Here is a 21,440-nt window from a genome sequence, read left to right as displayed (position 1 = left end):
TTCCTGGCGCCAGCTCAGCTCCACTCCGCCGGCAGGGGGAAGCCATGGAGTGCGGCGGCCTTGGCCACTGCAGTCCGGTGCTCCTCGTTGTTCGGATCGAGCGGCTCGATCTCCTCGACCGTGGCCTCAACCTCACCGAAGACCGCCCAGCAGCGCTTCCGATCGTCCCACCTGCTGTTGGTCACGATGCCGAGGTACTGAACCTGCTCATACACCGCGCGAGAAACTGCCTGTGTAATGCGGCGACCGACCTTTCCAGCCAGCCGGATCAGTGCCCCGTCCAGAGCCGATACCCGGTCGGCGGGATTGCCTACCAGGCCGTCGAATTCATGGATGGCGGCTCGTACGCGGGCGTCCTTGCCGAGAGCGGATCGCATCGTCCAGTCGGAGACGTCCGCGAAGGCACCGCTCTGACGGATACACACCTTTCCAACTTTCAGGCCCTGCAGCACTTCACGTACGGTCTCAACCTTGGGCTGCGGCGGTAGACCGCCAAGAGGTGGCTCCTCTCCTGCGCCGAGTCCGGCATCTTGGCCGTAGCCGTCGTCTGCCCCGGTGACACTGGCGGTCACGTCATCCACCGCAGGCTTGCTTCGGAGGGTAGCCAGCACCTCAAGGACGGCTGTCTCCAGATCTTCGGCGCCATAGCGAACCAAGTACTCCCCGAGCGGATCATCGAACCGATGGAGCGCCGGTTCGCCCGGCGGCCTCGAAGTGAGCTTCGCGGGATCCCGGGCCACCCGTATGAAGGTCAGCTGAACATCCTCGCGGTCACCCAACGAATGATCCTCTGCACTCATCCGGCCATCCTCCTTAGTCCGCAGTGGGGACATGTCCACAGGGTACCTCGGACCCTGCTCTATCGGGTGCTTTAGAGATGCATTAAGAGCTACCTTGGATCTATCTTCTAGATGTACTCTAAGTGTGACCGTGGATGGTACTCCGCAGTCGACTTCAGGGAAAGGATGACCTCATGAGCTTCAGGCGAAGGGGAAGGGGGGTGTTCCAAACGATCGCTACCGGTGCGTACTTGCACTACGACCTGCCGGTGACCAGCCACACGTGGGCTTTCCTGGGCGGAGGAGGCCCCTGGACGGAGCCCCCCGGCACAGTCCGGTCGAGGACCGGCGCCCCCACGGAGCCCCCCGGGCCGGTCCGGTCCAGGACCGGCGCCCGTGCGGCTGGCACTATCAGGACGGACACCGACCCGCCCACCACCATGGAGAGCAGCATGGCGACGTTCGAGACCAGCGCCGCAACCTCGAGCTCGAAGGCGTCCTCGGACATCGGGCCAAGCGACAGGCACGGCGAACTTCTCGACGACGCGCACAAGCGTTCAATCCGCCTCCCCACGGCAGTCAAGGTGACCTACCTGCTCGAGAAGCTAGGCCCCCGGGTTACCGCAGCGGCGCTCGGCCTGTCGGACGCCCGCCCCCTGCGGCGATGGAGCAGCGGCGAGCTGGAGCCCCGCAGCGAGACCGTCGAAGACCGGCTCCGCATCCTGTACCAGGTCGTCTTCGCGGTTGCCGAGGCGTACGGTCCCGCGGCCGCCTCGGGGTTCATCCGGTCGGCCAACCCCCAGTTGAACGACGACGCCATTTTGCTCCTGCTCCGGGGGGACGACGTCCTAGACCAGGAGAAGAGGATCATCGCGGCCACGCGCTCCTTCATCAGCGAGTGACGGCAAGAGCTCCTCATCGAGGGCCCTGGGCGATAGCCGCCCGGGGCCTTCCTTCGCGTCGCCGCGTCGCCCATTGGGACCTGCATGGCAGAGACCCGGTCAGGCCAAGTTCCCTCCTTGAGGTCATCTCACCGGCAGGCAAACCGCTGTGCCGATGGTCGCGAATGGGTCGACCGTGCGGAGCTGAGCGCTGTCACCGGCGCCGCGCGTTCGGGACCCATCGCGCAGAGATTGCCTGTTTGACCTGCGTATTTGTGGTGTAGGAGCGCGATGGGGCTGCCCGGGTTCGCCCGATGCGGGTGACCGGCTGCTTCCGAGGGCCCAGCGTGGCCGCACAGGCGGGCGGCGTAGTCAGGCCGTAAGCGAAGCTGAAGGGGCGCACCTGTGCCGCGGCCGCGGCCAAGGGCATGTCAGTGTGTGCCCGGCCGAGTGATGGCGTCCGGGCCCCGTGGGTGGAGGAGGCTGTCATGGCCAGGCCTGTGTGGACGGGGGTGCTGTCGTTCGGGCTGGTGACGGTGCCGGTGGCGCTGTACACGGCGACGGAGTCGCACACGGTGCGCTTCCACCAGTTGGAGCGCGGGACCTCGGACCGGGTGCGGAACCGGCGGGTGAACGAGCGGACCGGGGAGGAGGTCGCGTTCGGCGACATCGTGAAGGGCTTCGAGGTCGGCGAGGGCGAGTACGTGGTCGTCGAGCCGGACGAGCTGGAGCAGATCTCGCCCGGCCGCTCGCGGACGATCGACGTGTCCGGGTTCGTGGACCTCGGCGAGGTCGAGCCGATCTTCTTCGACAAGACGTACTACCTCGGGCCGAAGGGCAAGGAGTACGCCAAGATTTACCAGCTGCTCACGAAGGTGCTGGAGCGCTCCAACCGGGCCGGGCTGGCGATGTTCTCGATGCGCGGCAAGGAGTACCTGACCGCGGTGCGCGCCGAGGACGGCCTGCTGGAGCTCCACACCATGCACTTCGCGGATGAGGTCCGCGACCCGCGCCGCGAGGTCGACGACCTGCCCACCGGCGAGGCCACGTTCTCCCCGCAGGAGTTGCAGACGGCCGAGCAGCTGGTGGAGATGCTCGCCGTCGACTGGGACCCGGAGGAGTACCGCGACACCTTCGAGGAGCAGGTCCGCAAGCTCATCGAGGACAAGCAGGCCGGCCGCGAGATCACCGTCTCCGCCGGGCCCGCCCCCGAGTCCACGAACGTGATCGACCTGATGGACGTGCTGCGCCGCAGCGTGGATGCCGCCCGGTCCGGCAAATCCGCGTCCGCGGCAGCCGGCGGCCAGGCGGAAGAGACGGCAGCACCGGAGTCGGCTGACGAGAGGGCCGAGAAGGGCAGCGCGAAGAAGGCAGCGGGCGGGCGGCGCGGCCGCGCGAGCACCCCGGCGCCGGCGGCGCACCGGGCGCCGAAGGCGAGAGCGGGCACGAAGTCCACCTCGACCGCGACGAACGCCGGTAAGCAGACGGGGTCGAAGAAGCGCGTCACCGCCGGCGGCAAGGTGGCGGCCGAGGACCTGTCGAAGCTGACCAAGGGCGAGCTCTACAAGCGCGCCACCGATCTCGACGTCCCGCACCGCTCCACCATGACCCGCGACCAGCTGCAGGACGCCGTCGCCAAGGCCACCCGTACCGGCGGCCGCCTGCGCCGCGCCTCCTGACCACCGGACCCCGCGCACATGGCGACGTCGAAGAAGCCCGCCACCTCCTCCCCGGTGACCGTGCGGACGCCGGTGGAGCTGGTGCGTCCCGTCTCCTGGCCGCTGCTGCCCGCGGAGCGCGAGCTGCCCGGCCCGGTGCTGTTCCAGCCGAAGATGGACGGCTTCCGCGCCGCCGGCTTCCACCTCGAGACGGGCCGCACCCTGCTGCAGTCCCGCTCCGGCAGAGACCTGACCGCCGACTTCCCCGACATCGCCCGCGCCCTCACCACGCTCCCGGAGGGCACCGTCGTGGACGGCGAACTCGTCGCCTGGAACGGCGCCCACATCGACTTCACCCAGCTGCTGCGCACCCCGGCCGCCCGGGCCCGGGACGGCATCCACGTCACCTACGTGGTCTTCGACCTGCTGGCGGAGCCGGGCCGGGACCTGCGCGCCGGGACGGCGGGGGAGCGGTGGGAGGTGCTGTCGCGGCTGATGGCGGGGGTGCGGCCGCCGCTGCAGCAGATCATCGCCACCACCGACCGCACCGAGGCGCTGCGCTGGCTGGAGCAGATGCAGCCCTTCGGCGTCGAGGGCCTGATCGTGAAAACCCTGGACGGCCGGTACGTGCCCGGCGTCCGCGCCGGCTGGTGGAAGGTGAGGCACGCCGACACCACCGACGCCGACCTGGTCGGCATCACCGGCCCCGTCACCCGCCCCGAGGCCTGCCTGGTGCGGCTGCCCGACGGCCGTCAGGAGGTCACCGCCCCGCGTCTGACCGGACCTCAGGCCCGGCAGGTCGCCGCCGCGGTCGCCGGCCGGCTCGACCCCGCCACCGCCGGACCCGCCGCGCGGATCCACTGGGTTACCGCACCGCAGCCCGTCGTCGAGGTGCTGGCCGGCAGCGGCCGCCACGGCGAAGTCCGCTACATCCGGCTCCGGCTGCCCGACTGACCCGCCGCCCGTGCACGGCGCGGCCGTCGGCCTGCTCGCGGCCGTCAATGTCCGGGCCACCGCCCGCGGCAACCCCGCCCCCACCGGGCCCGGCCTGCGCAGACCGGTGCGCTACAGGGCGGCGACGCCAGGCGCGAGGTGCTTGAGGCCAGTGCGGGCCTCGACCCGGTCGCCAGCCGGCAGGCTCTCCCAGAACGGGTGCGCCCAGATGACTCGGGCGGCCTCCTGCTCGGTGGCCAGCAGCCGCCGGTTCTCCTCGAACTGCTCCTCGCTCCAGCCAGGCTCGGCCGGGGCGGCGGTGCCGTCCGACAACGTCCGCTCGCCCACCGGTTCCACCCACTTCGGGGCGGAGGCGAGGAACGCGGAACGCTCGGCCCGCGCCGCTTCCAGCGCGTGCTGCGCTTCCTGCAGGTCGGCGGGGTAGTCGAAGGTCTTCTGCTTGCCCACGGCCGGAATCGTACGGCCGCCCGACGATCACCCGGCACGCGGCCCGCCGGAGGTCGGCCAGCCACTTGATTCGAAAACCAGTTCGAACAATGATGGGGGTGTGACCGCCGACGTGCCCTTCTCCCGTCCTGCCCGGCCCGAGCTCCCGGGGGACGCTGTGCGTGCGCCTCGTGAGCTGATGGCCGGTCCGGGCCGGTTCTGGGACGCGGAGCCCCGGTGGCGCTGGGTGCGGATCCGGATCGGTGGCCGGTGGATCCCCGGGGATGTCGAGCGGTGGCGGCTCCACCACGGGTCCACGGCCTGGATCGCCCTGGTCCGCTGGGGCCCGGGCACCCTCGACTGGGGCTGGTACCTGGTCGACCCGGACACCGTCCGCCCCACCCCACGGCCCCACAGTGGCGAGCCCCGGACCGGTGGTGGGGGACGGCCGTGACCCGGCCGGCCCTGGCCGAGCTCCTCGACGCCACCTCGCCCGAGACGAGGGCCCGCGAACGCGCCGAGCGCACCCTGCCCGTCCACCCCCTCCTCGCCCCGCTGCTGCCCGACGGCGGCCTGCCCCGCGGCGCGGCCGTCGAAGTCACCGACACGGCGCTGCTCATCCAGCTCGCCGCGACCGCCGCCGCCCGGCCCGGCGTGTTCACCGCCGTGGTCGGCCTGCCCGACCTCGGCCTCGCCGCCGCTCTCGCGGCCGGCATCCCGCACGAGCGCCTGCTCCTGGTCGACGACCCCGCCGACCACTACGCCGAAGTCCTCGCCACCCTCGCCCCGGTCTGCCCGCTCATCCTCACCCGGCCGCCAGCGCGGCTCACCGACCGTCAGGCCGCCCGCATCGAGGCCCACCTGCGCCGCCACGGCACCGCCCTCCTCGCCCACGGCACCCCCTGGCCCGGCGCCCGGCTACGCCTGCAGGTCACCGCCAGCTCCTGGGCAGGCCTCGGCCAGGGCTGGGGCCAGCTCCGCGCCCGGACAGCGCTGATTCACTGCACCGGCCGCGCGGCCGACGGCCGCCCCCGAACGGCCAGGCTCCTGCTGCCCGACGAGCACGGCCGCCTCGCCACCCCAGCCATGACCACGGGCGCAGCCACTGTCCCTCCTGCCGTGGTGGCGACGACCGGCTGAACGGATGTGGGCGGCCCCAGCAGACGAGCCGTACGATCACCGCGTGGAAATCGACACGCGAGGAATCACGGAAGCGCCAGCCATCTGCGCCTGGCCCGGCTGCGGCACTGTGCTGCGCCGCGGCGGCTCCGGACGCCAGCCCGACTACTGCTCCCGCGCCTGCTCCGCTAAGGCCTACCGCCGGCGCCGCAGCCAAGCCCAGGGCGCTGCCCTGGCGGCCGCCTCCGAATCGCCACGTGAGCCATCAAGCCCCGTCCTCATCCACCCGGAAGCCGCCGACCTCGCCCGCCTCGGGATCGCCGTCGAGCGTGCCGCCCGCACGCTCGCCGAGACGCTCACCAGCGCCGACGACACCCCCGCAGGCCGCATGGCCCGCAGTATCCACGCCAGCGCCCTCGAACGGACTGTGGAAGCCCTGCTCGCCCAGGCCCGCCGCGCGCTCGCCGCACCGGCACCCGCCCTTGATGACTCACGTGGCGAATCGCCCGCCTTCGCGGCGGCCGCCCCGACCAACCTTGATGACCCACGTGATGAATCACCTGCCGCCCCGGCGAGTTTTGATGACCCACGTGACGAATTGCCGGCAAACGGCACCGACCCCGCCGAGCCGATCGTCCACCCGCTGCTCCTGGGCGACGAAGAGGTCGGCCAGGCCGAGCTGCGTCCCGACGGCTGGGCAGCCAGCCTCTATGGCCGCTACCTCCTCGATCCCGCGACCGGCGCCGCAGCCCGTTTCCTTTCGCTCGACGAGGCTGCCGCGGCCGTCTACCGCCGGCTCAATCCCGCATAGGCCCCGGTGTCCACCTGATGCCCTCGGGCGGTGCGAGACCCGGCGCGCCCGCGTCCGGCGGTGGTGGAGGGCAAAGCCTTCTGGGCCGGGTACCCAGGGGAAGCGGTTCGGCGCTGGGGGTAGGGCAGGTGGTCGGGGCGCGCCGCCGGCGCCGGCCCTGGCCCCGGCTGGCGGGGCGCGGGCTTTTCGACGGCGGCGGACAAGGGGGAGAGGTCCCCGCTGTGGGCGGGGACCTCCCGGGTTTCTACCTGCGTGGCTTCCGCTTTCCGCTCAGCGGGTTCCGGTCGAGGATCCGAACGGCTGCTTCGCGGCGCTTGTCGTCGCTGTGGAACATGGCCACGACGACGGCCAGCAGGTAGGTGATGATGTAGACGGCTACCACGCTGATCGAGATCAGCAGCGGTGCCTGTTCCATCATCTTGGACAGCACGGTGCCTGACACGGCATCTCCCTCGGGTCGTCACCCAGTCAGGAGACTGGGTTTGGAGCCGCAGTCCTGGGGTTCCGGCCTGGGGGAGGTCGCTGTCGGGGCGCCGTTGGCTGTCGGCTTGGCGGCCGCGGTGGCGCGTGGGGCCGGCGCCACCGCGGCGGATGCGGCAGGGCTACGAGAGGTACACCGGGGTGCTCTGGCTGCAGTAGAACTTCATCCACGAGTGCGCGCCGGGCCAGGGGAACGGCGGCAGGTAGGCGCTGCCGTTGAAGTTCCCGTTCACGTACCAGGGGAAGTCCGTGGAGTACCAGCGCCACTGCACCGCGATGTTGCCGTCCACGCTGTACGTCTTGCCCGGGAAGCCCCAGTTGTCGTCGACCAGGGTCCAGGTGTTGGCCGGGCACCACTTGACGGCCCGGTAGTTGGTCGGGGCGGTGGCGTGCGCCTGTCCGGCGGGGGCGAGGGTGAGGGCCACGGCGGCCGCCATCGCGAGGACGGCGGACTTGATCAGCTTCTGCCAGCGGCCCTTAGGGCTGCTGCGGCGGGTTCGGTTCAGGGGCACGACGGATCCTTCGGGAGAGGGCACGGGGGGCTGTGCGGCGGTTGTCAGGCGTGGTGTCGCCTGCCGCCCCGCCGGGTGCCGGCCGGCGTAGCCGACACCCGGCGGTATGGGGGCGGGGTCCCTACAGGACGGGCGGGCAGGGGATCTGCCAGCCGGTGGCGCCGTCCACGATTTTCACCGCGGTGCACACGACGGGCTGCCAGCGGCGGTAGATGTCCAGGCCGGCGGCCGGGGACCACTGATGGACGATCTCGATGCGGGTGATGTTCGTGGTGATACGGGAGTCCCAGTTGGCCTGCCAGGGCATGTTCCGGTTGGAGTTGCCGAGCCAGGTTCCGTTGACGCCGGCGTAGACGGGCTGGCTCTCTGCGACGGCGTTGCCGCAGGCGTCGTAGCCGACGGCGAAGAACGAGGCCGTGAACCCACGCAGCGCCAGGAGGGAGCGCACGTTCGTGACCGCCGTGAGCTGTCCGGTGGACCGGTCCAGGGTCGCCGTGGTGGACAGCCTCAGGCCGCCGGTGGGGTCGGAGCCGTACGATGTGCTCAGCACACCGCTCTGCGCGGGGGCGCTGCACACCGCGGTGGCCGCGTTCGCGGCGCCGGCGGGGGCCAGGACCATGAGGCCCGCCAGCGCCGCCAGGATCGCGAAGACCCTGGCGAGGCGATACAGGAAGATGTTCACGGTTCACTCCACAAGGTGAGAGCCACAGGAAGGTGCCCGGCCGGGAACCGCACCATCGCTGGTGCAGCCCTCATCCTGACCTCGCCCCAGCCCGATGCCCAGCGAAAACGAATGACCCACCAAGACCCAAAGCCGGCCTGGAAAACACCAGGTCAGGCCAGGTGTCTCACCAAGTCTCACCTCGGCCCGAGCCGCCCTGCGGCCGTGCGACCCGTTGCGCCCGCGGGTGCCGCCACCGGCCTGACGTAGGTCCGCCAACAGCGCCGAGCTACTCGACCGTAGAAAGCCTGCGCGAATCAGTGCTTCTCTGCTCAAATGCTCCCGGACAACGCCATCTGACGGACCGTCTGGTCACACAGCCGGTCCTGCAAGGCGTCGAACAGCCGTGAGGAAGAGACACGAATGCCGAGAGCATGGACCAAGCCCGATACCGGGAACGCGCCACTGGACGACCTGGCGGAGGCGCTTCACGACTGGATGGAGAAGGCAGGCTTGTCCATACGGGGCCTGGAACAGCGGCTGAAGGAACGCGAAGCAGCACGCACCGCCGAATCGCCAGAAGGATCGGTGCCGGGATCCTGGACCAAACGAGCCACCATCCAGCGCCGACTCAAGGGAGACAACCTGCTGGAGGACGAGGCATTCATCGCAAGCGTCATCCACGAGACCACCCCCGACGACCCAGAACTCCAACATCTGCGAACCAAGCACGCCGAACAGCTACGCGCCAAAGCCCGCGCCTGCGCCGACGGAACCGCCACCCCGCACGACGCGGACCAGCAACTCGCCGATGCCGCAGCCACCATCGCCAGCCAGCAGATGACCATCGAGAAACTGGTGGCACTGCAAAGCGAATCCCAGATCGCCTCCGAAACCGTCAGCGCACTCGCCCATCAGGCAGGCGAGATCACCACGCTCTTCACCGCAGCCGTCACAGAGCTCGAACTCCGCCTCCAGCGCAAGAAGAGACACTGCGCGCAGCTGCGCCGCCGCAAGGCCGACGCCGAACTCATCGCGGCAGCCGAGGCAGATCTGGCCCGGACCACGGAACTACTGGACGAAGCGTGCCGCATCAAAGCACTTGGCCAGCGCTACCAGGACCGCTGCCTGGACACGGCCGACCTCGTCGAAGACAGCCACGAAGCAGCCCTTCAGGCCCTTGCCGACCGCGATGTCCCAGAGCCGGATGAGCCAAACCCCGCGCCCAGCACCCCGTCGACGGAGCTCGTCAAAGCAGGATCGAACGAACGGGAAGTCATCGCAGCAGCGGATCGATCCCTTGCCGTGATCGCGTCCCGGGAACTGGCAATCCGCCGCCGCTTCTCAGCCCCCGAGCCGCTAGAAGCAGAGCTGCTCCCGCCTCCTCTGCCGGTGGATGAGACACCCGAAGAAGCGATGGACGCCCAAGCCGTCGAAGACATGCCGCCCACGGATCAGGCCCCGGCACACGGCACGGTGATGCCGGCACCGACCAGCAGCCCCGCCGTGCCGAACCCGAACGGAGGCGCCGGATTCTGGTGGCTCGTGGCTGGTACTGCGGCATTCCTTACTTATAAAGCGGTCAAGGGCTGCACGACCTGCCAGAACACCAGGGCCATCGCCTGCTCGGGATGCCAAGGCACTGGGAAGATTGCCACCACCACAACCTGTCCCACCTGCAACGGCAACCGGACCCGCGATGGCTACACCCTCTGCCCGGTCTGTCGCGGTGCCAGCATCCTGTCCGTCGACGTGGGCTGCCAGAACTGCGACAGCAGTGGACGCCGCCGCTGTCCTTCCTGTTACTGAAGCGCCGGTGCAACCGCCACCCGTGACAGCCATCTCCCTCCACTGGCCATGCACGCCCGACTTTCGCCACGGGTACCTCAACCGACAACTCCCCCAGCCGGCGCTGCCGCGGGCGTAAGAGGTGGTGCATGGAGCGGCCGCGGGCCCGGGCCGAGCCGGGTCGGGTCGGGTCGGGTGTCAGGGCAGGCGGAGGGTCTGTCCGACGAGGATGAGGTTGGGGTTGTCGCCGATGGTGTCGTGGTTGGCCTCGTAGAGGGCGGGCCACCCGCCGGTCAGCTCCAGGGTCTGGGCGATGCCGTCGAGGGTGTCGCCGTCCTGGACCACGACCGTGGCGGTGTCCGCAGGGCCAGGAACGGTATCGGCGGCGCTGTCCGGTTCGGCGGCGGTCGGCGGCTCGGCGGGCCGTGGGGCCGGCCCGCTCGCCCGTGGCGCGGGGACGGTGGTGTGGTGGCCGGAGGTGCGGCCGGCGCGGGCGCCACAGACCGGCCAGGGCGCGAGGCCGCGGCGGGCGGCGAGGTGTTCGGCGACGGCGATCTGCTGCTCGCGGGTGGCGAGGTCAGGGCGCGGCGCGTAGGCGGTGCCGCCGTTGGCCTTCCAGGTGGCCTGGTTGAACTGGAGGCCGCCGTAGTAGCCGTTGCCGGTGTTGGCGTGCCAGCGGCCGCCGCTCTCGCAGGCCGCGACCTTGTCCCAGTCGATGCCTTGCCCGGCCGCCGGTGCGGTGCCGGTGACGATGTCCGCCGCGGCGGCCGTGCCTGCCGCGGTGGCGGCGTGCGCGGGGGCAGCCTGCGCGGGGCCGGCGGTGGCGGTCCACAGGCCTGCGGCGCAGGCGAGGGCGAGGAGTAACTGCAGGATCCGGTGGGTGATGGACACGACGGGCACGGCGGAACACTCCCCGAGAGGTCGGCGATCGGGCGGCCGGTACCCCGGGGCACCGCCCTCCCACCGTTGCCACACGCCGCCGCCCGCGTCCGGCCGACCCTGCCGGGAAGTCACTCGCCCGGCCGCGCCCGACCACCCGCCCGCACCACCACCCGCCCAGGGACACCTCCGGATGCCCGAGGCAGGCCCGTCCCCTTCCCCGTCCGCGTCCGGGCCCCCGGCTGGGGGAGGGGTCGCACCACGGGCCCGGTGCGCCCTGTGGGCGGGTGTTTGCAGCTCGGGGCGGTGTGCAGAAGCATCCGTGCCCGGCACCGGCCGGCGGGAGCGTGGACACGGGGTCGGCCGCCGGGCTTCGGTCCGGCATCCGCCATGGTGTCTCGCGGGTGCCGGGCTGCCGTGGTGGGCCCCGGTTGAGGACGCAGATCAGGGCACCACCGCCCGGCACAACCTGGGGCCTGTCCGCGGTTCCCGGAGCGCTGGTGCCCGGCTGGGGAACGGCGCTGTGCTGCGCACCGCGTGCGAAGCGGGGTACGGGCGCCGGGCGGGCGGCTTACGGCAGGTCTGGGGGCCGGGTGCCGGGGCGGGGGTCTCGGTGACGATCTCGTACAGGCCCTGCCCGGCCTTGGCGATCTCTTCCGGTGTCAGTTCGGGATCCGGCACGGCAGCCCTCCACGCAGTTCGGCAAAAGAGGCACTGCCGATCCTCCAGCGTCAGCTCCGCGAGGCCCGCCCGCCCCAAGCTCCCGCTGGCGGCCAGGACGTCCCGCCGATCTACTCCGTCGGCCGGCCCGGGGCATGGTCCACCGCGTTCGCGGCACGGCAGCCCGGCGGCATCCTGGGTCGCCTCCTTGCCGCTCTCACCGGCCGCCACAAGACAACAAACCGCCGATAGCAGAGCCGCCTCATCGCCCTGACAGCCAGACGGTGCCACGGTGCGCCATGTGAAGGGCGGTGTGCGGTTCTGGTGCGGACTTCGACATGCGGTGCGAGGCCATTGGGTCTGCCGCCACGTGGGAGGTTCCCGGTCCGGGCATGCAGTGGTCCCGGACCGGGGTGGAGGGTCTGCGGCCACAGGTTGCCTCCGGCTGTGCTTCGGGCGCCCAAGACGATCGGCCCGTTGCCATCGCCCACAGCGAGGCGAAGTCCTTCCAGGCTGGCTGCCGCAGGTCCGCGAATCAAGCGGTTGACAGGCAATGGGGGAAACCGGGTGGCGGCCTCTGCCGGACGGCGTTCTGGCCTGGGGCAGATGTACGCGAGACCTACTTGTTCGCCTGGCGGTCGGGCCCGGCGCAGTTGTGCACATGCTCGGTTGATGACAAGTCCGTGACGTCCGGCGGAGCGCCTAGATGTGCGCAGTTGTCGGCAAACGCTGGCGGCACATGCCAAAGCTGTCCCAGTGTGTCCATGGCGATACGCCTGGTCGCGGCGGCCACCGCAGCCAGGAGAAGGCGCCCAAGACGCAATCGATTCCGTATACAGAGGAGCGGCGCACATGGAGCTTACTGCGCTCTGTGCCACCCACACGTGGGTCATGATGATTGTCCTCGTGCTCACCGTCGTGCGGTGGGCCAAAGCCCACGTCTCCTGCTCCTTGGGAGTGCGCGTGCTCCCCGGGGAGCGGCCGTACCTGGGCGCGCGACTCGTCTTTGCATCCAGCGTGCGGAGGCCGCGGTGAGCGGCAGCGGCAGGCCGGAGCGACCGCTGGACCGGAATGCCGGACCGCTTGCCGCCTTTGCATGCGACCTCCGACTGCTCCGGGAAGGAGCAGGGCTGACGTACCGGCAGATGGCGGTACGAGCCGGCTACTCCCACAACGCGCTCGCCCAGGCCGCCGGCGGCAACAGACTCCCTTCCCTGGAGATCGCGCTGGCCTTCGCGAGCGCCTGCGGTGGCGGTGAAACCGAGTGGAAGAAGCGGTGGTGCGACACCAAAGACGCGGTCGCCCGTGAAACAAGGCGCCCCGCCGACGTCCGCGAACCAGACCGCTGGACCCCTCTCGACGAGAGCACTCACGAGGGACGCTTCGCGGCCTACCTGCGCACGCTCTACTTGGTGCACGAGCGCCCACCCGAGGCAATCGCCAGCGAGATTGGACGTCCCATAGCCGACCTGCGGTGTTGGCTGGATGGCAAGACCCTGCCCGTACTGGAGGACCTTCTCGCCCTTCTCCGAGCCCTCCACGCCCCGCCCGGAGGAGTGGCCATCGCTCGACGGCTACATGACCACGCTCGCGACACGGGAAGGCCCGCGAAAACGCGCAAGCACTTTCGCATCTCGGTCCAGTGGGGTGATCGGCACTGGGCGCTCCTGCTCGGGAACCCGCAAGAGGGCAACACTGCCGTCCGCTGACACAGACCGGCTGGAGTTTCCTTCCGGATGGGCAGCCGGGGTCTGCCCTCGCCGTGCCGCGGCAACCCATCCACCCTCGACTGCCCACCAATGTTTCGACCAGGCCGAGTTGCTCCACCTCGGCCTGGTCCTCATTGAGGGTCGCCCGCCGAGCGCGAGGGCCAGCGGTGCGTAGCTACGCCGGGCGGGTCTGCATGGTGCCAGACCCGCCCGACGGGAAGTGCTCGTGCCGGTCAGCTGTGCGACTGGGCGTACAGCGTCAGGACCGCCAGGCACAGCAGCATGGACCCGCCGAAGGCGGCGCCGGTGAACAGCAGGGCGCTCGGCCAGCTCTTGCCATCCATCTTCGTCAGCGCGCCGGCCACGCTCGCGATGACCATCGAAAACAGCACGGCCATGACGATGGCGATGAGCATGAAGGGGTGCTGCTGGCCGCCAGCGGCGGCCAGGGCCGTGAGGGTGTTCACGCCGCGGCCCCCCGCTTCTGCAGGAGCACGGCAGCCTGAAGGTCGCAGGGAAGACGCAGCCGGCCTGCCCAGACCTTGGACCTCACGGACTGCCGGAACCGGTAGAGGACGCCCTCCACCATCGGGACGGTCATCCCGAGGTGCTCGCCGATCTCGGCCTGGGAGTAGCCCTCGCTGGTCCCGTTCATCACGGAGCGGGTCCGCGGCTTGGCCGAGTCCACCATCCTCCGCGCCACGGGGGGCCAGACCTCGGCCTGGCGCGAGGGCAGGCCGCCCAGCCATGCCCGGGGCACTCGGATGTGATCCGGGACGCTGTCCGGCTGCCGCTCTACGCGGTCCTGGCCATCCTGTCGGTCCGACACGGGTTTTCTCCTCCTGGAGGTTTGGGGGATCCGGCACACGCCGGTCTCCGTCGAGGATGAAGAAGTCCGATTTTCTGCACCATCGGAGAAAACGTTCTTGCCGCAGTGCGGCAAGATAGCTTCACCAGCGGCACGGCGAGGAGGGGCTGGTGGAGGGAGCACCTAGGCGTGGGAGACCGCTGGGCGCGGTAGCACCTGGTCTGAAACCCGAGGTCAACGAGTGGGTCAGCTGGCTGCGGGGGGCCTACGAACGCCTAGGCGTGACACTGGCCGAGCTGGAAGCCGACCTAGAGGTTGATTCCTCCACCCTCTCGCGTTACTTCAGCGGCCGCCGCCTCCCGGAGATCGGCTTCCTCGAACGCCTCCACGCGACCGTCGAGAGAAGAACCAGCGAGCCTGTTGCCCGACAGGAGCAACAACGCGTCAAGAGCCTGTACTACAGGGCGTGCGCAGCCAAGGAACCGGTACGGCACGAGGTCTACCTGCTCACTGAAAAACTCGCAGCGTGCGAACGCCAGCTCGCCGAAGCGAACGACGACGTTGCCCGCATGCGCCATTCTCTGCACACCGCCACGAAGAACGTCCCCGCGGTACGGGCGGAACTGCGCCGAGTGGAGAAGGACCGCGACCGCCTCGCCGCCCTTGTCGTCCAGCAGAGCGGAGAACTCAAGGCAGCCCAGACCACACTGACCTCCCTGGATGAGGTGCGTACGGAAGCCGACCGGCTTCGCGCACGCTGCGCCGTCCTGGAGCAGGAACTCCAGGACGCTCAGTCCCAGAACCAGCGACTCTCGGAAGAAGCGACGGCCTCAGAGCTCGCCGTGAAGCTGGCGCAGCTTACCCAGGAGGCAGACGCCGAGCGAGATCGCCTCCAGAAGATCATCCGCGATCAGGACAGCCAGCTCGGCCATGCTGCACGGTACGTCCGCCAGCTCGAGGACGAACTGGCAGCGCAACCCGAGATCCGGAGCAGGCTCGACACGCTCATTAGTCGCGTCCGGGGAATGCTCGCCGAGCTCGCCCCGACCGCGGTCGGCGATGAGCCGGCAATCGGTCGCCTCCTTGCACAGGCAAGGACACAGGCGGGACTCTCTCTGGACGAAGTCGCCGAACGGACCGGCCTGGCCGTTCCCGTGCTGGAGTCCATGGAGAACGGAGAGCCTCACAGCTTCCGACACCTGAGCGACCTGGCATCTGTCGTTCAAGCAGTTGGGGCCGACCCGCGGCGGATCGCCCGGCAATGGGTCACCCTGCAGAACTACAGCCCAGCCGACAAGGGCCGTCCGTTGGGCATCCAGGCAGGCACGCGTGCCATGCTTCCGGACCTCGACACCATCGTGCCGTCGGAACGATCAATCCGTAAGCGCGCGGAGCGTCAGGCCGGTCTGCGCCCCCATGGCGACCGACCGAAGCGCCTGCACCCCCTTAGCGACGACGAGAAGAACCTGAACCGCCTCCGCCAGGAATGGGAACGCTTGGACATTCTGCGCATGGAGCAGAAGCGAGCGAACGCGCAGAGAGCGGACGCCGTCAAGGCCCTGGAACAGCTGGAGGCCACCACTCGAGAGTTGGTTGCGAGTAAGAAGGCATCGCAAGAGAAGCTTCAGGCAGCCGCACGCCTTCTGGAAGCCTCCTCCTCCTGATGCTCCTGTCGCTGATCGCTCCGCAGGATGACTCAGCGCCACGAGGAGGCTGCCCGCGAGCGTCGATCGCGGCCGATATTCACCGTCCCCATCGGCACCGACACAAACGGGAGCGACACCGAGTACCCCGGCCGTCTCCAGCACAGAACGGGGCCAGCCCGTCTGGTGCTGCGGACGGGCGGGTCAGCCCGCCTGTCGCCACCAGTGCCGAGTCAGCAGGGCTACGGCCGACTTCGGCACCGGGGCACTGGAATTGTGTACGTCGACGAGCCGGTGTGGGAGTACGGTTTCGTTCACCCCGGCACCGTGGCCGGGAGGGACCGCGGGGTGGACGATGAGTTTTGCCTTCAACGTAGACGAGTTGCGGTTGACCGATGGCACTGGGGTGAGGCCGCCTGCCGATGGAATGACGGTGTTCATCGGCCCGAACAACAGCGGCAAGTCGCTGCTGCTCCGTGAACTGGCCACCCTCGTCTCCACCTATCCGGGAACCCTGCAACCCGTCCGGTGGGTCGCCGGAGTGGATGTCCAAAACAGTGGCAGCGCCGAGGAGTTCCTCGCCTGGCTCCACGACCAGGGCAACACACCCAGGGCGCACCCGGACCACGGGCAGATCCTCTATCCGTCTGACAACAACAGCGGCATGCTGCAGGACCAGATCACAGCTGCCTGGAACGGCCGCGGCTTCAGCAACATCGCCCGCTACCTGATAGCCCAGCAGTGGACCCAGGATCGACTGGGCAACCAGAGCGACTCCCAACAGTGGGAGTTCGACTTTCCACCCAGCCACCCCACCCAGTACCTGTTCGACAACAGGGACGCCCAAGAGACGTTCTCCCAGCTGGTAGAGGAGGCGTTCGGGAAACCGATCGCGATCAACCGCTACGAGCAGCAGATCCGCCTCCGGGTCGGCCGCCCAGGCCTGCCCGATGCGGCTCCACCGGCCTCACCCGAGTTGCGCGCCGCCTACCGGGCGCTCCCCGTGCTGAACGAGCAGGGCGATGGTTTCCGCAGCTTCGTCAACATTCTGCTTCACACGCTGGTGCGCCCCAAACCGGTCATCGTGATCGACGAGCCGGAGGCGTTCTTGCACCCTCCGCAGGCCCGGCTGCTGGGCCGCTACCTGGCCGAGCGCACCCCCTCGCCCTGTCAGGTCTTCGTGGCCACCCACAGCGCCGACTTCGTCAGCGGCGTCCTGGAGGCGAGCAGCAAGCCGGTGTCCCTCGTGCGCATTTCCCGCACGGCCGACACGCCGCGAGCCAGAGTCCTGGATCCCGAGGCCGTCACGGAGATCCTGCGTACACCGGTGCTGCGGTACTCGAACATCATTGCAGGCCTCTTCCACGACGGTGTTGTCCTGGGCGAGTCGGAGGGCGACTGTCAGTTCTACGCCGCCACGTTCGACGAACTCAGGAAAGACGGGCCGAACGACAACCTGGTCTTCCTGCACACCAGCGGCAAGGCCAAGCTCGCGGACACCGCCCGGCGCCTGCGCCAGTGCGGCATCCCCGTCGCCGTCGTTGCAGACCTCGACCTGCTCAACGACCGCGGCCTGCTCCGCCCCTCCCTCAGTCTTCTCGGCGGCGCGTTGGGCGACATCGAGTCCGACCTCAAGATCCTGGAAGAACAGGTCGGCTCCACCGTCACCGTTCTCAGTGCCCAGGAGATCAAGAAGAAGATCAACGGGATTCTCGGCAACCCCAAGAGCGGCGCAGCGCTTACCGCCGATCAGAGCAAGCACATCGCCGAACTGCTCAGATCGTCCGGCGGGTGGAAGCAGCTCAAGAAGTCCGGGCTTCACGCACTCACTGGGAGCGACGCCTATGCCGCCGTGCAGCGCCTGGTGGCCTACTTCGGGAAACTCGGGGTCTTCCTCGTGCCGGTGGGTGAACTTGAGGGCTGGGTACCGCAGGTGCCGTCCGGGAACAAGAGCCGGTGGCTTACCCGGGTCTTCGACGAAGGTCACTACCGTTCCCCGCGATCGGAGCTCGTGGACTTCTGTGCACAGGTAGGCGCCTACCTTGCCTCCGACCAGTAGCCGGAGCTGGCTAGCCGGCGGGCCCGGCTAGCCGCAAGGCGCCCGGGTGATTGGGCGGACTACCGAGCACGTCTTGAAGGCCGCCACTCCGCAGGGCGACGGCCTCCAGCGCATTCTCAATGCCGCATCAGCCTACCGCCGCCCGGCCGGTCGGGCCGGGACGCCGGGCCTACCAGTCGAGTGGCGGGCCGAGGTAGTCGTCGCCGTACGCGTCCCCGGCACGCTCGTCGGGGTCCCAGCGACCGAATACCCGCGGCCGGTCAGGCCGGGGCATGCCCGCGTCGATGCAGGGGTCGCGGCGTAAGGCCCGCTGCCGGGTGGCGTCCCACAGCTCGGGGAGGAGGTGTCCGCCGTGGCAGTCGACGCCCCCGCAGCGCACGCCCGCCAAGCCCTCGCTGTGGCTGCTCATGCCCATTCCACGCCGTGCTCGGCCAGCTGCGCCAGCTGCCCCGTTGTCAGCTTCGCCCGGCGGGCCTTCGTGTTGTTCAAGAACGCACCCAGCCCCACAAGGACGACCTCGACGCTCTCCTCCCCGCCGGGGCCGGCCACGACGACCTCCAGCGACTCGCGATGCGGGCGCGGAACACGGGCATGGCCCTCCCGCTCGACGAACGCCGCAAGGGCCGCCAAGCCCTGCTGGAACCGGTCCGCGCGGGACACCTTGGGCTTCGCCTCGGCCGCGGCCTTCGCGGCCACCAGCTCCGGATCCTCCTCGATACCGATCGCCATCAGCAGGTCCTGTTGGTCCGCCTCCAGACCCGGCCAGCTGGCACGCTGCGCCCGCACCCAGCGGCCGAGCCGCTCGCCCTCGAACACCGTCGCCTCGGGCAGCTGCGCCCAGTCCACCCGGCCGTCGGCCTCCAGCCACCACTGCCGCGCCACCGCGTAGGTGCGCTGCCAGGTGATCGGCCAGGCCGGGCACCAGAACGGGTCGATCTCCTCCAATGCGCGGCGCCGCTCCGGCGCGAGCGCCCCTGGCTGTCCGGCCGGCACCTGGGCCGCGGCCCGCAGCTCCGCCAACCACGTCCCGATCGCGTACCCGCCGATGGAGGCCCGCGCGGGCGCCGCCAACGAGCCGCCGTGCCCCTTCGCCCAGATCCGCGCCCAGTCGAGGCCGGCCTCGAACCGGGCATCCGAGACCGACCAGATCATCCCCAGCTGATCCAGCATCTCCACCCGGTGTCGCAACAATTCCCCGGAATCGCGCTCGCTGCGCCGATCCGACAGCCATTTCCCGAGCGGAAAATTCCCTTCTTCCCCAACCATCGCCGAATAGGGAACATCGAGCCCACCGGTCTCATCAAACCACCGCCTGGCGTGGCCCAGACCCTCCCGCCAGTACTGGTTCTCACCGGTCAGCACCCGCGAGGCGACGAACAGCGCCAGCGCGTTCCCGTCCACCCGGCTCTGGAACCGCACCGGCAGCACGAAGGCACCCGATCCACCCTCAGCTGACCCGCCCTCACCAGGCAGACTAGCAGCTTCCGCGCTGCGCCCGGTGGTGCGTTTGCCGGACTTCTGCGGCACCGCGAGGGCCTCGACCACGCGTGCGTCGTGTGACCTCAAAGCAGACAAAATTCGAACAAGTGGACCATAGCTGTCCGACTCCAGAATGTCCCCGGGCTCCTCCCCGGGCCGGAGGAAAATGGGCACGATCAGCGAGGCGGTCTTGCCTTCGCCGGGCTGCATGCGCAGGGCCCGGCCGATGGCCTGGACGATATCCACCATGCTGCCTCTGCCCTGGAGGACAACCGAGTCTGCATTCGGGATATCTACTCCCTCACCCAGAACTTTACACTGGGACACCACCCGGTGCCTCAGACCGTCGTCCTCCTGGCCCTGCCCGAACCCCGCGAGGACCTCCTTACGGAAATCAACGGCGTGTTCCCCGGACAACCACTGCGCCCAGAACTCGGCGGGATATTTCTGAGGGTTGTCGAAGCTGAGCTTCTCGACAGTCTGGTTCAGCGTCTCAGAGAAGTAGCGGGCCTCGATCGTGCGGTTATGGAACGTGATGCACCGCTGAAGCCCCCGCTCCACCATCGTCTTCACGAGGCCGGCCTGGATCGCCGCGAGCCGCTCGGCCGGCACCTCGTCCTCACTGCCGTCCCGCGCCTCCCCGACACCCGGACCCCACGGCACCCCTTGCTGCGCCGCCTTGTCGCGGTGGCCGAGCGGGTCGCGCAGCTCCAGGACCACGATCTCGAACGGCGCGAGCAGCTTGCGGTCGATGGCCTCCGCCAGACCCAGCGTGAACACCTGCGGGCCGTAGACGCGCTGGTCGTCCATGGACACCGCCAGCTCCTCCGGGAGCGGCTGGAGGGCGTCCTCACGCCGTTTCATGGCCGCCCCGGGCGGCGCCCAGATCCGCGGGGTGGCGGTCATGTAGAGCCGGCGTTCCGCTGGGATCTCGGTCTGCTCGTGGACGATGGTCCAGGTCTTCTCGATGCTGCCGGAGCTGCGGTGGGCCTCATCGGCTACCAGGAGCGCCAGCGGGGGCAACGGCTCGCCTCGGTGCTCGGCCCAGTAGGCGTAGGCGTCCGCGACCGCGCCGACCGAGGTGTAGGTGGCGAACAGGGTGGTCGGCCGGTGGCGGGCGGCCGCCTGGTCCAGCCACATGCCGATCATCAGCGGGCTGGTCGTCGCCTTCACCTCGTAGGGCAGCTCGGAGTCCGCCAGCGAGCAGACCGCGTGCATGTGGCCGGAGCGGCCGGCTGCCCGCCACGAGCCGATCATCTGCACCAGCAGGTCCAGCGTCGGCACCACGACCAGCACCGTCCCGTGCGGTGCCAGCTTCTGCCCTGCCGCGGCCCCGACGTACGACTTGCCGGCCCCGGTGGCCATCTGCACCGTCACCCGCAGACCGCCCGGGGAGGCCGGCTGTCCCGGACGGGGCGTCAGGCCCCGCACGATGGCCTCCAGGGCCTCCTCCTGGTGCCCGCGCAGCGAGATGCCGGCGGCTGCCTGAGCGGCCATCAGGCCGGGCTTCACGACGTTCACGAAGACGTGCCTCCCCTCACCCATTCCCGAGCCCACTCCAGGGACCACACGGGAAATGCTGACAGTGCTCTACTGATACATTCGACGGACCGACGAAAGAATCCAACCGACCGGAATACAAGCCCAATGCAAGCGACTATCCGGCAGAATACCAGTTCCCAGTCACGGTATCCGTCGAATACCCGAAAAGCGTGGGGGCGGACTCCCGCTTCCGGCGGGATCACCTGACGCGCTTGGATTGATACACTGAGGACCGTTGCCCACCCTGCCAGGGTAGCGCACCCGGCCCGGCGAGAGGGCCGAAGCGGAGGTCTAGACTATGGACTAGACCAATCCAGCGGGAGTGAAGCCGACCCGCACACACCCCCGGCACCACCCCCTCCCTCCAGTCAGCCCACGGATGGCAGCGAAGCGCCATCCGTGCAGCATCAGCCATTATCGCAGCCCAGAACGTTGACTGAAGCTCAACCCAAGCGAGCCGCCGGAGCGAAGCGGAGCGGCGCCCAGGCCGAGCGCGAAGCGCCGGCCGCCCCGGCGAAGCCGGGGCAGGTCTGACCGAAGGTCAGACCACGGACACGCGGAGCGGGTCCGCCGCCTGACCGAAGGTCAGGCG

General features: G+C 69.7%; 20 protein-coding genes. 10 read left to right on the top strand and 10 right to left on the bottom strand.

What is annotated here, in order from left to right; translation table 11 throughout:
* Positions 1–14: 14 nt before the first annotated feature.
* Positions 15–800: an RES domain-containing protein gene (locus KSNIM_RS38370; RefSeq protein WP_263108289.1), complete on the bottom strand. Its 786-nt coding sequence runs from the start codon at positions 798–800 to the stop codon at positions 15–17.
* A gap of 431 nt (positions 801–1,231) precedes the next feature.
* On the opposite strand from KSNIM_RS38370, the gene KSNIM_RS38365 reads away from it, so the two are divergent.
* The 3 genes from KSNIM_RS38365 (at position 1,232) to KSNIM_RS38355 (ending at position 4,272) form a co-directional block, all read left to right on the top strand.
* Positions 1,232–1,681, top strand: coding sequence for a hypothetical protein (locus KSNIM_RS38365; RefSeq protein ID WP_263108288.1), 450 nt, complete (start codon positions 1,232–1,234; stop codon positions 1,679–1,681).
* Positions 1,682–2,148: 467 nt separating this feature from the next.
* The gene (locus tag KSNIM_RS38360; protein WP_263108287.1) at positions 2,149–3,339 is read left to right on the top strand and encodes a Ku protein; all 1,191 of its coding nucleotides are present in this window, start codon (positions 2,149–2,151) and stop codon (positions 3,337–3,339) included.
* Between the two features lie 18 nt (positions 3,340–3,357).
* Positions 3,358–4,272 carry a DNA ligase gene (locus tag KSNIM_RS38355; protein WP_263108286.1) on the top strand — a complete coding sequence of 305 codons (915 nt, stop codon included), beginning with the start codon at positions 3,358–3,360 and terminating at the stop codon, positions 4,270–4,272.
* A 111-nt stretch (positions 4,273–4,383) separates the two neighbouring features.
* On the opposite strand, the gene KSNIM_RS38350 is transcribed toward KSNIM_RS38355, so the two are convergent.
* On the bottom strand, positions 4,384–4,719 hold the full coding sequence (locus tag KSNIM_RS38350; RefSeq protein WP_263108285.1) for a hypothetical protein: 336 nt from the start codon (positions 4,717–4,719) through the stop codon (positions 4,384–4,386).
* 100 nt (positions 4,720–4,819) lie between these two features.
* On the opposite strand from KSNIM_RS38350, the gene KSNIM_RS38345 reads away from it, so the two are divergent.
* From KSNIM_RS38345 to KSNIM_RS38335, 3 genes are read left to right on the top strand one after another with little or no spacing between them, the layout of a single operon-like run.
* A complete protein-coding gene (locus tag KSNIM_RS38345) occupies positions 4,820–5,152 on the top strand; it encodes a hypothetical protein (RefSeq protein ID WP_263108284.1) in 333 nt (110 codons plus the stop codon).
* The gene (locus tag KSNIM_RS38340; protein WP_263108283.1) at positions 5,149–5,838 is read left to right on the top strand and encodes a hypothetical protein; all 690 of its coding nucleotides are present in this window, start codon (positions 5,149–5,151) and stop codon (positions 5,836–5,838) included. Before KSNIM_RS38345 ends, KSNIM_RS38340 begins: the two co-directional genes overlap by 4 nt.
* Positions 5,839–5,881: 43 nt before the next feature.
* Positions 5,882–6,628, top strand: coding sequence for a hypothetical protein (locus KSNIM_RS38335; RefSeq protein WP_263108282.1), 747 nt, complete (start codon positions 5,882–5,884; stop codon positions 6,626–6,628).
* 244 nt (positions 6,629–6,872) lie between these two features.
* Here KSNIM_RS38335 and KSNIM_RS38330 read toward each other — a convergent pair whose 3' ends face one another.
* From KSNIM_RS38330 to KSNIM_RS38320, 3 genes are all read right to left on the bottom strand, one after another.
* A complete protein-coding gene (locus KSNIM_RS38330; RefSeq protein WP_263108281.1) occupies positions 6,873–7,070 on the bottom strand; it encodes a hypothetical protein in 198 nt (65 codons plus the stop codon).
* Between the two features lie 160 nt (positions 7,071–7,230).
* Positions 7,231–7,620 (bottom strand): hypothetical protein, encoded by a 390-nt coding sequence (locus KSNIM_RS38325; protein ID WP_263108280.1) that lies wholly within the window; start codon positions 7,618–7,620, stop codon positions 7,231–7,233.
* 121 nt (positions 7,621–7,741) lie between these two features.
* Positions 7,742–8,302 carry a hypothetical protein gene (locus tag KSNIM_RS38320; RefSeq protein ID WP_263108279.1) on the bottom strand — a complete coding sequence of 187 codons (561 nt, stop codon included), beginning with the start codon at positions 8,300–8,302 and terminating at the stop codon, positions 7,742–7,744.
* 402 nt (positions 8,303–8,704) lie between these two features.
* Here KSNIM_RS38320 and KSNIM_RS38315 point away from each other — a divergent pair, with 402 nt between their 5' ends.
* Positions 8,705–10,090, top strand: coding sequence for a hypothetical protein (locus KSNIM_RS38315; RefSeq protein WP_263108278.1), 1,386 nt, complete (start codon positions 8,705–8,707; stop codon positions 10,088–10,090).
* Positions 10,091–10,267: 177 nt separating this feature from the next.
* Here the strand turns inward: KSNIM_RS38315 and KSNIM_RS39265 are convergent, their stop codons facing one another.
* Positions 10,268–10,969: a transglycosylase family protein gene (locus tag KSNIM_RS39265; protein ID WP_317634123.1), complete on the bottom strand. Its 702-nt coding sequence runs from the start codon at positions 10,967–10,969 to the stop codon at positions 10,268–10,270.
* A 1,670-nt stretch (positions 10,970–12,639) separates the two neighbouring features.
* Here KSNIM_RS39265 and KSNIM_RS38300 point away from each other — a divergent pair.
* On the top strand, positions 12,640–13,317 hold the full coding sequence (locus KSNIM_RS38300; protein WP_263108277.1) for a helix-turn-helix domain-containing protein: 678 nt from the start codon (positions 12,640–12,642) through the stop codon (positions 13,315–13,317).
* Between the two features lie 233 nt (positions 13,318–13,550).
* On the opposite strand, the gene KSNIM_RS38295 is transcribed toward KSNIM_RS38300, so the two are convergent.
* Complete coding sequence (locus KSNIM_RS38295; RefSeq protein ID WP_263108276.1) at positions 13,551–13,784, bottom strand: hypothetical protein; 234 nt, start codon at positions 13,782–13,784, stop codon at positions 13,551–13,553.
* Positions 13,781–13,972, bottom strand: a complete 192-nt coding sequence (locus KSNIM_RS38290; protein WP_263108275.1) for a hypothetical protein — start codon at positions 13,970–13,972, stop codon at positions 13,781–13,783. The genes KSNIM_RS38295 and KSNIM_RS38290 overlap by 4 nt, the downstream gene beginning before the upstream one ends.
* Positions 13,973–14,406: 434 nt before the next feature.
* Here KSNIM_RS38290 and KSNIM_RS38285 point away from each other — a divergent pair, with 434 nt between their 5' ends.
* Complete coding sequence (locus KSNIM_RS38285; protein WP_263108274.1) at positions 14,407–15,789, top strand: helix-turn-helix domain-containing protein; 1,383 nt, start codon at positions 14,407–14,409, stop codon at positions 15,787–15,789.
* A 334-nt stretch (positions 15,790–16,123) separates the two neighbouring features.
* Positions 16,124–17,827 carry an ATP-dependent nuclease gene (locus tag KSNIM_RS38280; RefSeq protein WP_263108273.1) on the top strand — a complete coding sequence of 568 codons (1,704 nt, stop codon included), beginning with the start codon at positions 16,124–16,126 and terminating at the stop codon, positions 17,825–17,827.
* Positions 17,828–17,996: 169 nt separating this feature from the next.
* On the opposite strand, the gene KSNIM_RS38275 is transcribed toward KSNIM_RS38280, so the two are convergent.
* Positions 17,997–18,236: a hypothetical protein gene (locus tag KSNIM_RS38275; protein WP_263108272.1), complete on the bottom strand. Its 240-nt coding sequence runs from the start codon at positions 18,234–18,236 to the stop codon at positions 17,997–17,999.
* Entirely contained in the window at positions 18,233–20,827 is a 2,595-nt protein-coding gene (locus tag KSNIM_RS38270) for a DEAD/DEAH box helicase (RefSeq protein WP_263108271.1), read from the bottom strand. The genes KSNIM_RS38275 and KSNIM_RS38270 overlap by 4 nt, the downstream gene beginning before the upstream one ends.
* Positions 20,828–21,440 lie beyond the last annotated feature (613 nt).

Origin of the sequence: Kitasatospora sp. DSM 101779 (assembly GCF_025655475.1) — a bacterium.
GTDB lineage: Bacteria > Actinomycetota > Actinomycetes > Streptomycetales > Streptomycetaceae > Kitasatospora.
Note: the sequence above shows the minus strand (reverse complement) of the source record. Positions and strands in the feature narration are given on the sequence as shown.

Coding starts and splice junctions, on each gene's coding strand:
- KSNIM_RS38370 (WP_263108289.1), bottom strand. CDS start 800: ATGAGTGCAGAGGATCATTCGTTGGGTGACCGCGAGGATGTTCAGCTG.
- KSNIM_RS38355 (WP_263108286.1), top strand. CDS start 3,358: ATGGCGACGTCGAAGAAGCCCGCCACCTCCTCCCCGGTGACCGTGCGG.
- KSNIM_RS38280 (WP_263108273.1), top strand. CDS start 16,124: ATGAGTTTTGCCTTCAACGTAGACGAGTTGCGGTTGACCGATGGCACT.
- KSNIM_RS38315 (WP_263108278.1), top strand. CDS start 8,705: ATGCCGAGAGCATGGACCAAGCCCGATACCGGGAACGCGCCACTGGAC.
- KSNIM_RS38360 (WP_263108287.1), top strand. CDS start 2,149: ATGGCCAGGCCTGTGTGGACGGGGGTGCTGTCGTTCGGGCTGGTGACG.
- KSNIM_RS38365 (WP_263108288.1), top strand. CDS start 1,232: ATGGCGACGTTCGAGACCAGCGCCGCAACCTCGAGCTCGAAGGCGTCC.
- KSNIM_RS38275 (WP_263108272.1), bottom strand. CDS start 18,236: ATGAGCAGCCACAGCGAGGGCTTGGCGGGCGTGCGCTGCGGGGGCGTC.
- KSNIM_RS38290 (WP_263108275.1), bottom strand. CDS start 13,972: ATGAACGGGACCAGCGAGGGCTACTCCCAGGCCGAGATCGGCGAGCAC.